Below are 13,418 nucleotides of genomic sequence, written 5' to 3'. Positions count from 1 at the left end.
CCAAGAAAAAACGCCCGCAAGGGCGTTTTTTTTGGTTAAAATACCGAGGTATTTAGAAAAACAGGAAGCTATATGGCTGTTATCAATTGCCCGTCTTGCCGTAAAAAAATATCTGATAAAAGTGAATCTTGTAGCCATTGTGGCGTTCCGCTTAAGGGCGTAGACCAAGAAAAACTCGCCAGTTTTGAGCGTGAAAAACGCATTAAGCAGCAACAATCGTTAATGACGCATTCTTTTATCGCCATGTTGCTATTTTGTGGCGGTTTCTTGTTTTTATTTTGGCAAAACGCTCAGCCAGGTAGCTGGCAGTATGTTACCGCCATGAGTAGCACAGTGATCGGTTTCATTCTGTATATCGTTACTCGCGTAAGAATTTTATTAGTGAAAAGAAAATTAAAATAAATGGATATCATTCAAGTTGTAGATAATCTTTCTGTGGATATGTTTGAACGTTTCAAGTGTGCCGCAGAAACGGGAAAGTGGCCAGAAGGCACCAACGTCGATCAAGCACAACGCGATACTGCCATGCAGATTGTAATGGCGTATCAGGCACGCGTACTTAAATCAAAAGAAATGCTCACTGTTGGTGAAAATGGAGAAATTGTCAGTAAAAGCAAACGTGAGTTGAAGGCTGAGTTTAGTCATAACCAAGAGCAATCTTCAACACCCCTTGAACAGAACAATATTGCTAGGTTTACGGATCTATGATCTTTTCAAAGTTATTCGCTTCAAAAGCGAATTGGCAGCACCAAGACCCGAACGTTCGGGTTAGCTGCATCGAGCAAGAATTACAATTGAACGAAGCACAAGACGAGCAAATTATTCGTCAGCTTGCCAGTGAAGACGAGAGTGCGCTTGTGCGACGTGCTGCGCTGTTAAAGTTGAATGATTATTCGCTTTGGCAACAGGCACTAACGAACGACAGTGCCAGCTCAATTCGCCGAGTTGCTGAGCAAAAAATTGTTGAACACATCGCCAGTGAAGACAGTCAGTCAAGCATTGAAAAGCGTATAGAGCTTGGCGGGCAGCTAAATAAAGCATTAGCTGAACAGGTTTTAAACCAAACCAATTCGATTGACCTTATTCTGGCATTGTTTAGCAAGCTTGATAAGCCTCACTTGCTGGTGAGCATCGCGCAGCAAAAGAATCAACTAGCGCTATGGCAATATATTATTGATAACAATAGTGACATCGATTCGCTGGAAAAGCTTGCCAAGAAGGTTAACCTTGAGTCGGCATCAACGCTATTAAATAATAAAATTACGGCGCTAAAAGAAGCGGAACAAGCACCGATAAAAATTAGCAAAGATGCTCAATTGAACTTGTCTAAGCTATTAGCATTGAAAGATGTGACTGACTATGGTGTTGTTTTATCAAAGCGTGCTGAGTTAGAGCAAGAATGGCAAGTGCTAAGCGAACAATTTCAGCTATTGTCAGAAGAAAGTGCGCAAACCTTCAATGAAAAATACGTAACGATTAACGCGACATTAGATAAGGTTTTCGTTGCTAAAGCAGAGCAGTACCAACAAGCACAAATAGCAGCCAAAGTTGCCCAACAGCAACAAGACCAACAGCAAGATTTTGAGCAATTTTTATCGTCAACAACACAAGCAATAAGTGAAGCTATTTTTGAAAATGCTAGTCTTGACGAGCAGCAATTGTTGAATGATATTGCAGAATTTGAACGCCTAGTAAAAGCGTCGGTACTTAGTGAACAAGCGGTAAAATCGTTGTTAGTACAATCACAAGAGCTGACCAATAAGCTTTCCAAAGTGAATGAAATTGCTGCTTCTGTCGCTAATGCTACGCAGTTAATTGCCAGAATGTCGCAGCAAACACCACCGGTAAGCCAATCAGAATTATCTGACAAGCAAGGTATCTTCAAATCTTGGCTTAGAGATTGGCAAGAAAATATGCGCCAAGCCAGTGGCGTATTGCCTGAATCAATTATTGCAGCGCACAAAGAAGTGAAAACAGCTTGGTTAGCAGCGTTGGCACCACTTGAAAAAGAGCAAGAACAGTTGCTGCGCCAAACCCAGCGTAAAGTGTCTGACTTGAAACGTTTGTTAGCATCGGGCAAATACAATGCGGCATTTGGTGTATTTAACAAATTCAAACGCGCCTATAACGAGTTGACGGAAGAACTCCAACGTAAGCTACATCGTGATTTTGAGCATTTATCAGAGAAAATGGCAGAGTTAAGTGACTGGGAGCACTACATTGCCACGCCACGTAAGAAAGAGTTACTGCAAGAAATTAAAATGCTTGCACAGACACCGCTCGATAATCCGAACGAGCAAGCTGACAAAGTTAAATGGTATAGAAAAACGTGGAATACATTAGGTCACGCCGATGAAGAAGTTGATCGTGAATTAAACCAAGCGTTTAACCAGGCTTGCGAGCAGGCATTTGCTCCATGTCGTTTGTTTTATGCTGAACAAGAGAAAATTCGCGATGCACATTTAGCGACACGTAAAGAGCTGATTGAACACCTGAAGTTGCTTGTTGAACAGCTATCTAGCAAGGATATTGATTTTAAGACGATAGAATCGAGCTTTAACAAATTAAATCAACAATGGCGAAATGCCGGAGATGTCGATCGCAAAGTTTATCGCAACATCAACCAAGAATATCAAACGCTCTCTAAGCCTGTGCGTACAGCGATTAATCAATATCACGATAACAATGAACTAGCCAAACAGGCGCTAATTGATGAGGCACAATCACTCGCTAGTCATATGGACGACGAGCAAGCTGTTTTTGATGCGGTTAACCGTGTTAAACGACTGCAAGAACAATGGAAGACAGTTGGATACGCTGGTGCTAAGAAAGAAAACCGTTTATGGCAACAGTTTCGCGCCATAAATGATCAAATATTTGGTCAGCGACAACAATTACAGTCAAAGCACAAGCAAGAAAGTGCCGAGCAATTGTCTTCAGTAAAAGCTACGCTTGAAGCACTCAATGTTAAACTAACAGCAGAAACCACAACACCTAGTGACATAAAAGCCTTGCAAAGCGAGGCACAGCAGTTGAAACAGCAACTTCTTGGGGAGTCACACCCAAATAAAACGGCGCTAGGCCAAGTGAGTCAGTTTGTCAGCCAATGCCAAAGCAAACTTGAGTTGTTGTTGGCACAAAGCAGTAAAAAGGACTGGCAACAGGTTTTTGCTTTATTTGAGCAAATTGCGCAAGAAAGTCTTACCCGTCAAGCTTGTGAAGATACAGCAGCGTATGAAAGCTTGTCTAAAGCAAGCAAGCGTAAAGTGCTTGACCATTTATCTGAGCAGAATGCTGAAAATCGCTTAGCGCTAACCATTACGTTAGAGATTATTGCTGGCGTTGAATCACCAGCACAAGACCAAGCGCAGCGCAGAATAATTCAAGTTGAGCTCATGCAACAAAAAATGAACTCTGGTGAATTAACGTCGGCTGAAGATAAGCTTTGGTCTTGGCTAAATGATGGACAATTAACGGCTGAAGACTTGCCGTTAATAGATCGAGCAAAAAGAATTTTCTGCTAGTCTTTTAGGCTTAAGCTTAGGTTTAGTTAAGAATAAGAAGTTTGGGTAGCTATCACTATCAAAGTGATAGCTCACCACGCAGGTTTTCTTGCATTAGTTGACATAGTGTTTCATAAGGCAAGTTTTGACTTAACAAGAAGTGTAGCTTGGTTAAGGCAGCTTCCAAAGTCATATCTGCGCCACTAATTAGGCCACATTGGCTTAGACTTGAGCCTGTTGCATAACCGCCCATATTTACCTTACCTTTGACACACTGGCTAAGGTTTAGAATTAAAATCCCTTTCTCTGTCGCTTGCTTAAGTACACTTAGTAGCTGTTCATCTTGTGGGGCATTACCCACACCATAACTTCTTAAAATTAAGGCTTTAACCGGCTGTTGTAATACGTTGCTAATTAGTTCATGACTAATTCCAGGATACAAATGAACTACGCCAACAGGTTGCGGTGTAATTGGAACGAGTTTAAGCGCTTGTCGCTCTTTTTCCGTTGTTGTATCGGCAAGCCTTCCAGCCTTTATTTTAATATCTATACCGGCTTCAAGTAATGGTTCCATGTTCGGAGAATCAAAGGCGTTAAAACCATCAGCGTAGGCTTTAATACTTCGATTACCGCGAAATAGCTTGTTATTAAAATACAAGCCCACTTCATTGATTGGGTAGTTGGCAGCAATAAATAAAGAGTTCAGCAAGTTCTCTTGTCCGTCTGAACGCAATTGACTAAAAGGGATCTGCGAACCCGTCACAATAATGGGTTTACTGAGGTGCTGAAACATAAATGACAGGGCAGAAGCGGTATACGCCATAGTGTCTGTGCCGTGCAGCACGACAAAGGCGTCAAAGTCGTCGTAATGTTGGTAGATATCATCAGCAATACGTTGCCAGTCTTTTGGTGTCATATTTGATGAGTCAATTAATGGCTCATATTCATTGATGACAAAATCTGGCATTTCTGTGCGATGAAAATCAGGTGTACGATTGATAGCATCGGTTAAGTGGCCTTTAACAGGGATGTACCCTTGATCACTTTGCTTCATGCCGATAGTACCGCCTGTGTAGGCGACATAAATGTTTTTCTTCATGATCATTAACCTCAGCTCAGGATAACTAATGCGCTTCTAGCGGCTATTTTTCCTGGTATCAGCGTTGAATTTACTTGCAATAGACCAGCTATTGACGCGCAAATTCGCCTTGATCTCAGAAAAAATTTCTCGTTAGAAGGTAACGGTAAATTTAAATGTATAAATTTATTGTTTATTTGCTATTTCTTATCCAAACCTGAGGTTAAGTAAAAAAAAGCCCCGAATAATCGGGGCATTAAGAATTAATTTACTTCACAAGTCAAACAAAATGAGTATATGCCTTGTGGGTCGTTAAATTGCTCGAGTTGTTTAACCTCGTCGATAACTTGCTGCACGATTTGGCGAGCTTGTCCCATATGGGCAATTGGTGAAGACGATTGATATTCATAACCTAATTTCTCAGCAACAAATGCGCTGCTGTCCACTAGGTTTTGCCAGAACAAATCTTGAGGGCTCAATTCGCGCTCAATCAATACTTGTTCAAAGTCTTCAAGCTTAGCTAAATCTGCTGCAATGTTAACAGCTTCGTCTAGCGAGCCTAGCTCGTCAACCAAGCCAAGCTCTTGCGCCTTAATGCCTGACCACACTCTACCTTGTGCAACTTTATCTACTTGCTGCTTGGTCATCGCTCGGTTTTCTGCCACTAGCGAAATGAAGTCTTCGTAACCCCGATTAATGCTTAATTGAAATAACTTCGACATACCTTCAGAGAGTGGGCGAGTTACACCAAAACCAGCAATATCAGTTGTACCAACGCCGTCGGTGTGAATACCAAGTTTGCCAAGCGTATTTTCTAACGTCATAAACATGCCAAAAATACCAATTGAACCTGTAATCGTGGTTGGTGACGCGACAATTTTATCTGCAGATGCTGAAATCCAGTAACCACCAGATGCCGCAACACTACCCATAGAGGCGACAACAGGCTTACCCGCCTGCTTTAACAGTTCTACTTCTTGGCGAATAATTTCTGATGCATAAGCACTGCCGCCTGGGCTATCAACACGCAGTACAACAGCCTTTACTTGCTTGTCAAAACGGGCGCGTTTTAATAGTTTAGCCGTGCTATCGCCACCAATGGTACCAGGTGCTTGGTTACCATTTAAAATCGTGCCTTTTGCAACGACAACAGCTACTTTATCACTACCGTTTGTATCTAACGGGAACGGAGGTTTAATCGCCTTAAGGTAAGACTTATAGTTGATGTGCTTAAAGTATTCACCACTGGTGTTTTTGCCTACACGAGACATTAAATCGTTAACCATTTCATCGCGAGTTTTTAGTGAATCTACCCACTGGTTTTGCTTCGCGTATTCAGCGAAACTGCCATTAGCCTCGCTAAATTTAGTTAACAAAGATTCAATGTTTTCGTCGAAATTAGATGTTTCAAAGCCACGCTCTTTAGCTACATCTTTTTTATATTCTTGCCATAGGTCGTTTAACCATAACTGATTAGCGGCTTTCGCTTCCTCAGACATATCGTCGCGAATGTAAGGTTCAACCGCTGATTTGTAGGTGCCTACTCGGAAAATATGCGGGCTGATGGCGAGCTTTTCTAACGCTGATTTGAAATAAAGTTGATAGCGACCAAAGCCATCGAGCAGCAAATAGCCTTTAGGATCTAACCATATCTCGTCGGCATAGCTAGCGAGGTAGTATTGTCCTTGTGAATATGAATCGCCAAGTGCAATTACGTGTTTATCGGCGCCTTTGAAGTCGTTTAATGCTTGACCGATATCTTGTAACTTGCTCAAACCACCGCGACCAAGTTGATCTAACTTAAGTACCAATAGCTTGATGCGATCATCATTTTTTGCATGCTCAATTGCAGAAAGTACATTACTTACTAACACTTCGGGTCTTTCTTCTTTTTGGCCTAAAGCTTCGTTAAATAATGCATCCATGGGGTCAATCGCCACTTTTTGTTCTACCAAGTCACCACGCAAATTAAGCACAAGTGCAGAATTTTCTGGGACGGTGACTTGCGTATCGTCACTACTAATGATGCCAATAATAGCGATAATGATCGCGAGAAAAATTAGGTTTACTACAAGTTTGCGACTTGTGTCGACAACACGCCAACTTGCTGAAAAAAATCGTCTAATAAGGCCAGGATTACTATTCATTCATATTTTCCATTACATCGGATTGAGAAGCTACCGTCATGGTACTAATGCTACATAATTTATTAACTTGCAGTAGTAAATTTTGTAAAATTTATTATCTTTAAATATAACAAATACGTAGGAGAATTATTTTGGGTTTTCTACGGTCTAGTCCAACTATATTATTTAACACAACAAAAGTGAACTTATGAACTTACCTTCTTTATATCAAAGTTTTACTCAACAGCTTTCAAAACTTGACGGTATTCCAGCGCTGTTAATTCGTTTATATCTTGCTCCTGTATTCATCATTGCTGGTTATTCTAAATTACAACTTGGCAACCCAGATGTTACCGGTTTAGCATCGCTGGCTGCGGATCCAAACATTGTGAATTGGTTTGGCAACACGGAATGGGGCTTAGGTTTACCATTCCCAACACTGTTGGCAAATTTAGCAGCATGGACTGAATTTTTAGGTGGTTGGTTGTTGATTATCGGTTTATTCACTCGCTTAATCTCAATTCCGCTAATGTTCACTATGGTTGTTGCCGCAACAAGTGTGCACGCTGACAATGGTTGGTTCGCTATCACGCCGACAAACCCAGATACAAGCCCAGCAAAAATGGTTGCTTGGTTAGGCTTTGACAGTGCAAAAGCGAGCTTGGAAAATTCAGAAGAAACGTCAGTACGCTTAAATAAAATGCGCGATATTTTGGATGAGAATGGCAACACCAACTGGTTATATGAAAACGGTAATATTGTTGTGCTAAACAATGGTATTGAGTTTGCAGTAACTTATTTCATCATGCTACTTGCGCTATTCTTTATTGGTGCCGGTCGCCTTACGAGTGCCGATCACTTCGTTCGTGCACGATTTTTGTCTGCTGATTAATAATAAATAGTGTAGAAATTAGCTATTTTTATAAACCCGCACTAAGTGCGGGTTTTTATTATTTTTATATTCATTACAATGAAAGGAACACAACACAGATAAACACAGATAAAAGTACGCTTGTGATCGATTTTCTACTTCAACGCCAATCTAACCCAAACTTAACCTTACCTGCGCCAAGCGAACATGAGCTTGAACAATTGCTGCAAGCCGCAATGTCAGTGCCTGATCACGGTGGTTTAACGCCATTTAACATTATCGTTGTTAAAGAAGAAGCCCGCGCTTCACTTGGACAAGCGTTCAAACAATCAGCACAGGCCAATAGTGGTGATGAATTTAAAGTGACTAAAGCGGAAAAAATGCCATTTCGCTCGCCAATGATGATTGTTGTCGCAACCAATTACCAAGAACATCCGAAGGTACCCAAGGAAGAACAGCTAATTACCGCAGGCTGTGCCGTTTACGCTATGCAAATGGCCGCAGTAGCATTGGGTTATCAAGCGATGTGGCGCACTGGCGATATGGCGCATTGTGAAATCGTAAAGCAGTCGCTAAATGTAGCTGCAGAGCAAGATATTGTTGGCTATTTATATGTCGGCACTGAGAGTAAAGTACTGCCAAGTAAGTCACGAAAATCATTTGAAACAGTGACCCGTTATTTGGATTAATGCTCGTTGCTAGTTTTAGCGATGCTGGTCGACAAGAATGGGGTTGCCATCTGGGTCTAACACCACAAAACTTGCAGGTCCTTCGCTATTGCTATCAGCTTGCGTCACAAAATTTACGCCATCGGCTAATAACTGAGTTTGAATTTTTCGTACATCGTCAAAGCTTGTTAACGATTGTGCGCTTTGATCCCAGCCTGGATTAAAAGTGAGGGTGTTGTTATCTAACATACCTTCGAACAAGCCAATAATATGCTTATCTTCGTTTTGTAAAATTAGCCATTTTTGTTCGATATCACCGCCAAATTGAGTGAAGCCTAGTTTTTGATAAAACTCATATGAGAGCTTAATGTCTTTAACATTTAAACTGATTGAAAATGCGCCAAGTTTCATGTGTGTTCCTCTTTTGTGCGTTTCTCTTTTGTGCGTTCGTTTTTATGTGTAGCTCAGTTGGCTTTAAAGTCCTTCGGTTTAATAAAATGACACAATGCAAAGCTATTCCTCGTTAAATCTTGCCATGAAATAGGACCGATAGATGTTAGTTGTGCATAGCCAGCTGTCGGTATGTTGCCTATGTCGCTACCCGTTAAATAGTCGCACAGGTCAGTTAGAGCAGGGTTGTGGCCAATAACAACAAGGTTACTTATATGAAGCTCTAGACATTGTAAATAGGCCAGCAGGGCGGATGCACTGAATGTGTATAACTGCGGTTCAGTGTGCCACTGCAATTGAATATTCGGAAGACTGCTGGCGATTTCTTCAATAGTTTGTTGTGCGCGTGTCGCGTTGCTGACAAGTACCTGTTGAAAGTCACAACCTAACTCTGCAATTTTGGGCGCAATTATTCTGCAACTTTGCTTGCCTCTTTGATTGAGTGGCCGCTCAATATCTGCGAGCATATGGTTATCCCAACTCGATTTGGCGTGCCTGATCAAATGTAAGGTTATCTTTTCCACCTTTCTAATGTAGCCAATCTTGGCAATTCCTGCTGGCAAATAATTGTTTGTAGAGGTTGGAAGAGCCAATTATTTAATTCGTTATATCAATCTCTTGGTTGTTAACACTAAGTTCTTTGTTGAAATAACCTTTACTGTCTTCTATTCGTTAATAGGGCGTTTGAAAAATGTTCAACAAAAAAAGAGCTAAAAGATAATAAGGAGAACTTGTCGATGATGAAGAGGCAAAAACGTGATCGTCACGATAGAGCACACTCTAAAGGTTACCAAGCAGGCGTCGCAGGGCGTTCTAAAGAAATGTGTCCATATCAAAACAGTGAAGCAAAATCTGAGTGGCTAGGTGGTTGGCGAGAGGCCATTGCCGATAAACAGCAAGGTTTATTTAAGTAGAAAACAACACAATTGAAAATACAAATAGTAGAAAAGCAAAAGCCCGACTTGTCGTCGGGCTTTTGTGTATTGTCTGTTCAAGTATTTAACATCAAGCTTTGAATTAAAAGCTTGATGTATCTGTAAATAAACCTACTTTAAGATCAGTTGCGGTATAAATCACTTTGCCATCAACAGAAACGGTGCCGTCAGCAATACCCATAAACAGCTTACGCTTGATCACTCGTTTTAGTTGAATGTTATAAGTTACTTTTTTCGCCGTAGGTAATATTTGGCCCGTAAATTTAACCTCGCCAACACCTAATGCACGGCCACGGCCTGGACCGCCTGCCCATGCTAAGTAAAAGCCTACAAGTTGCCACATAGCATCTAGACCTAAGCAGCCTGGCATTACCGGATCACCTTTAAAGTGGCAATCAAAAAACCAAAGGTCGGGATTAATATCAAGTTCGGCAATGATTTCACCCTTACCAAACTCACCACCTTCTTCAGTAATAAGATTGATACGGTCCATCATCAGCATGTTGTCAGCGGGCAATTTGCTGTTACCTTCACCAAAAAAGTCGGTGGTACCGGCTAACACTAAGTCTTCTTTGCTGAATGCGTTTTTTTGTTCCATATTTTTTCTGTTCATTAATCATTGCTGTAATTTAGAGTAGCTACTTTAGCGAACACTTGTACACTAAACAACTCGGAGCAGTTATTTTGTTGCAATTTTGATGGTTATGCGTAACCATCAGTAGCGTATATTAATTGAGCTTAATGACAAGGAGATGACATGGCGTTAAGCAATGCAGAAAAACAGCGGCGTTATCGCGAACGTCAAAAAGAAAATGGTAAAAAGGAAATGCGCGGCTATCTATCGAAAGAAGCATTGGAATGTTATGAGCTAATCCAAGAACAAACCAACTGGTCTGATTCTGTTATTTTAAGCAATGCGGTTAGGCTAACTTATGCGGCTTATAAAAATGGTCAAATAGGATTACTAAATAATTGGTTAACAAAGAATAAGCTTTAGTCAAAAGGTGTTTATACGCCTAATTTATAAGCGTTTTATGGAATTAATTAATTGTCATAATAGGTATTTCACTATATAGTTTTGATCTATCTCTGAATAAGTTCGTAGAGCAAAATACTAACAACAATGCTCCGGCGAATAATGCAATAGCAATTAAAAACATAATAAAAATTCAGGGATAACAATGTATAACAAAACAAAGGTAGATGCTCTTGATTAACGTTCTTTTAGTTGACGATCATGAATTAGTCCGTACAGGGATACGCAAGATACTTGACGAAGTTAAAGGAATTAAAGTCATCAGCGAAGCTGAAACCGGTGAAGAGGCTGTGCAGTTCTGTCGTAAGGAACAGCAACCTGATGTTGTCTTGATGGACATGAACATGCCGGGCATTGGTGGTCTAGAAGCCACCAAAAAAATCATCCGCTATGCACCTGATGTTAAAGTTATTGTCTTAACTATCCATAGTGAAGATCCTTTCCCGACAAAAGTGATGCAAATTGGTGCCGCTGGCTATTTAACCAAGGGCGCAGGGCCAGATGAAATGGTCAATGCAATCCGTGCAGTTAACAGTGGGCAGCGCTATATAACGCCAGAAATTGCGCAACAAATGGCGCTCAATCAATTTAAATCTACAGAAGAGAATCCATTTAACGCGCTATCAGAGCGTGAGTTACAAATTATGTGGATGATCACTCGAGGCGAAAAAGTGCCAGATATTTCTGAGCAACTGGTACTAAGTACTAAAACGATCAATAGTTATCGTTATCGGATGTTTGATAAGCTTAACGTGAGTAATGACGTTGAACTTACCCATTTGGCAATTCGCCACGGCATGTTAAAAACAGAAAAATTCTAGAGTCGGCCTTGCCTGAACAAACAGAATCACCTGAACTTTCCAAACAAAGTTCACCAACCGCACAAACTTTTGATCACCAGTCGTTTCTCAAAATAGTAACGGAAAAGGCTGGTGTTTATCGCATGTATAACCTTGAGCAAGAGGTTATTTATGTGGGTAAAGCCAAAAATCTTAAAAAACGCCTCGCCAGTTATTTTCGTAAAGACGTTGCCAGTGTCAAAACCAAAGCCTTAGTGCGGCAAATACTGGCAATTGACGTGACCATCACCCATACCGAGGGTGAAGCGTTAATTCTTGAAAATAACTACATTAAAAAGTACCAGCCTAAATACAATATTCTGTTGCGTGATGATAAGTCGTATCCGTATTTACTGATCACTAGCCATAAACACCCAAAGCTTGGTATGCATCGCGGTGTAAAAAGACAAAAGGGCGAGTACTTTGGCCCGTTCCCAAGCCCTGGTGCTGTTTGGGAGTCGCTGCGCTTAATGCAAAAGATTTTTCCCATTCGACAATGTGAAGACAGCTATTATCGCGCCAGAACACGCCCGTGTTTGCAGTATCAATTAGGCCGATGTTCTGCACCTTGCGTGGATAAAATTTCAGAGCCCGACTATCAGCAGCAAGTTAGCCTTGCCAAGTTATTCCTTCGTGGTAAAAGCTCGCAGGTGATTGACACACTCGTTGGCCGTATGGAAGAAGCGAGTATGGCACTTGAATTTGAGCAGGCGGCACGTTATCGCGATCAAATAGCGACGCTTCGCAAAGTTCAGCAACAGCAATTTGTTAGTGGCGTTGCTGCAGAAATGGACGTTATTGGTTTGTATCGCAAAGGGGCGCAAGTGTGTCTGCACGTGTTATTTGTTCGCGATCATAAAATTCTCGGGAGTAAAAGCTACTATCCAACATTGATGGCGGAAGATACCGACGAAGAAATTATCGCTGCGTTTATTGGCCAACATTATTTAGTCAATGAAGCATTTCAAGGCGCAATACCGAAAGAAATTGTGATCGACTATAAAATTGAAAGTGCCAGCGAACTGTCAGCCTTGTTGTCAGAGCAGTCGGAATACGAAGTTAAAATTTCGAGTAATGTGCGCCAAGAGCGAAAACAGTATTTAAAGCTTGCTGCTACGAATGCTGAACAAGCACTGATCACTCGCAATAGTGAAAAAGAGTCAATGCATAAACGCTTTGAACAATTAAACGAAGTGTTTGAACTAGACCAGCAAATAGAGCGGTTAGAGTGTTTTGATATCAGCCATACTATGGGGCAACAAACGGTTGCTTCTTGTGTGGTGTTTAATACTGAAGGACCGTTGAAAAGCGATTATCGCCGATACAATGTTAAAGGGATAACGCCGGGTGATGATTATGCCGCCATGGCATTCGCGCTCAACAAGCGCTATGGCAAAGTCACTGACGAAGATAAATTACCTGATATTGTCTTTATTGACGGTGGTAAAGGACAGTTAGCTAAAGCAGAAGAGTTTTTCGCCACCTTGTCACTCTCTAAAATACCGCTGTTGGTGGGGGTAGCAAAAGGGGAGTCGCGTAAGCCAGGCTTAGAAACGCTTATTCTCGCAGGTAGCCATCAACTTATTTCATTGCCAGCGACCTCTCCAGCATTGCATTTAGTACAACACATTCGAGATGAGTCGCACCGGTTTGCGATAACGGGTCATCGCGCTAAGCGACAAAAGCACGCGAAAACGTCATCGCTTGAATCTATTCCTGGTATCGGTGCTAAGAAGCGCCAAGCTTTGCTTAAATACCTTGGTGGTATGCAGGAAGTAAAAAATGCCGATGTTAAAACCTTAGAGAAGGTGCCAGGCATCAGCCAAACCCTCGCGCAAAATATATATGATGCGCTGCATGACAATTAGTTAAATAACTGTGTAGAATAGCTTCACAAACTGCCGTTGCTATA

General features: G+C 41.3%; 14 protein-coding genes. 9 read left to right on the top strand and 5 right to left on the bottom strand.

Features of this window, described 5'->3' with window-relative positions:
• Positions 1-72: 72 nt before the first annotated feature.
• From DXX92_RS10135 to DXX92_RS10125, 3 genes are read left to right on the top strand one after another with little or no spacing between them, the layout of a single operon-like run.
• Positions 73-402 (top strand): zinc ribbon domain-containing protein, encoded by a 330-nt coding sequence (locus tag DXX92_RS10135; protein WP_116000340.1) that lies wholly within the window; start codon positions 73-75, stop codon positions 400-402.
• Positions 403-708, top strand: a complete 306-nt coding sequence (locus DXX92_RS10130) for a YeaC family protein (protein WP_116000339.1) — start codon at positions 403-405, stop codon at positions 706-708.
• Positions 705-3,524 carry a DUF349 domain-containing protein gene (locus tag DXX92_RS10125; protein WP_116000338.1) on the top strand — a complete coding sequence of 940 codons (2,820 nt, stop codon included), beginning with the start codon at positions 705-707 and terminating at the stop codon, positions 3,522-3,524. The genes DXX92_RS10130 and DXX92_RS10125 overlap by 4 nt, the downstream gene beginning before the upstream one ends.
• Positions 3,525-3,582: 58 nt before the next feature.
• On the opposite strand, the gene ansA is transcribed toward DXX92_RS10125, so the two are convergent.
• A complete protein-coding gene (gene ansA / locus DXX92_RS10120) occupies positions 3,583-4,605 on the bottom strand; it encodes an asparaginase (RefSeq protein WP_116002379.1) in 1,023 nt (340 codons plus the stop codon).
• A 239-nt stretch (positions 4,606-4,844) separates the two neighbouring features.
• Positions 4,845-6,728, bottom strand: a complete 1,884-nt coding sequence (gene sppA / locus DXX92_RS10115) for a signal peptide peptidase SppA (RefSeq protein ID WP_116000337.1) — start codon at positions 6,726-6,728, stop codon at positions 4,845-4,847.
• Between the two features lie 187 nt (positions 6,729-6,915).
• Here sppA and DXX92_RS10110 point away from each other — a divergent pair, with 187 nt between their 5' ends.
• Both DXX92_RS10110 and DXX92_RS10105 read left to right on the top strand, forming a co-directional pair.
• Positions 6,916-7,599, top strand: coding sequence for an HvfX family Cu-binding RiPP maturation protein (locus DXX92_RS10110; protein WP_116000336.1), 684 nt, complete (start codon positions 6,916-6,918; stop codon positions 7,597-7,599).
• 122 nt (positions 7,600-7,721) lie between these two features.
• Positions 7,722-8,267, top strand: a complete 546-nt coding sequence (locus DXX92_RS10105) for a nitroreductase family protein (RefSeq protein ID WP_116000335.1) — start codon at positions 7,722-7,724, stop codon at positions 8,265-8,267.
• A gap of 15 nt (positions 8,268-8,282) precedes the next feature.
• Here DXX92_RS10105 and DXX92_RS10100 read toward each other — a convergent pair whose 3' ends face one another.
• Both DXX92_RS10100 and DXX92_RS10095 read right to left on the bottom strand, forming a co-directional pair.
• Positions 8,283-8,657: a VOC family protein gene (locus tag DXX92_RS10100; protein WP_116000334.1), complete on the bottom strand. Its 375-nt coding sequence runs from the start codon at positions 8,655-8,657 to the stop codon at positions 8,283-8,285.
• A 53-nt stretch (positions 8,658-8,710) separates the two neighbouring features.
• Positions 8,711-9,220, bottom strand: coding sequence for a SixA phosphatase family protein (locus tag DXX92_RS10095; RefSeq protein ID WP_281269101.1), 510 nt, complete (start codon positions 9,218-9,220; stop codon positions 8,711-8,713).
• A gap of 216 nt (positions 9,221-9,436) precedes the next feature.
• Here DXX92_RS10095 and rmf point away from each other — a divergent pair, with 216 nt between their 5' ends.
• Positions 9,437-9,610 carry a ribosome modulation factor gene (rmf, locus tag DXX92_RS10090; RefSeq protein WP_116002378.1) on the top strand — a complete coding sequence of 58 codons (174 nt, stop codon included), beginning with the start codon at positions 9,437-9,439 and terminating at the stop codon, positions 9,608-9,610.
• Positions 9,611-9,713: 103 nt separating this feature from the next.
• Here the strand turns inward: rmf and fabA are convergent, their stop codons facing one another.
• A complete protein-coding gene (gene fabA, locus DXX92_RS10085) occupies positions 9,714-10,229 on the bottom strand; it encodes a bifunctional 3-hydroxydecanoyl-ACP dehydratase/trans-2-decenoyl-ACP isomerase (protein WP_116002377.1) in 516 nt (171 codons plus the stop codon).
• A gap of 159 nt (positions 10,230-10,388) precedes the next feature.
• Between fabA and DXX92_RS10080 the strand changes: the two genes are divergently transcribed.
• The 3 genes from DXX92_RS10080 (at position 10,389) to uvrC (ending at position 13,374) form a co-directional block, all read left to right on the top strand.
• Positions 10,389-10,628: a hypothetical protein gene (locus DXX92_RS10080; RefSeq protein WP_116000332.1), complete on the top strand. Its 240-nt coding sequence runs from the start codon at positions 10,389-10,391 to the stop codon at positions 10,626-10,628.
• Positions 10,629-10,840: 212 nt separating this feature from the next.
• Positions 10,841-11,488 (top strand): UvrY/SirA/GacA family response regulator transcription factor, encoded by a 648-nt coding sequence (gene uvrY, locus DXX92_RS10075; RefSeq protein WP_116002376.1) that lies wholly within the window; start codon positions 10,841-10,843, stop codon positions 11,486-11,488.
• Between the two features lie 8 nt (positions 11,489-11,496).
• Positions 11,497-13,374 carry an excinuclease ABC subunit UvrC gene (uvrC, locus tag DXX92_RS10070; RefSeq protein WP_116000331.1) on the top strand — a complete coding sequence of 626 codons (1,878 nt, stop codon included), beginning with the start codon at positions 11,497-11,499 and terminating at the stop codon, positions 13,372-13,374.
• Positions 13,375-13,418 lie beyond the last annotated feature (44 nt).

Source organism: Thalassotalea euphylliae, from assembly GCF_003390395.1.
Classification (GTDB): Bacteria; Pseudomonadota; Gammaproteobacteria; order Enterobacterales; family Alteromonadaceae; genus Thalassotalea_F; species Thalassotalea_F euphylliae_C.
This window is presented reverse-complemented; position numbering and strand designations above follow the sequence as displayed.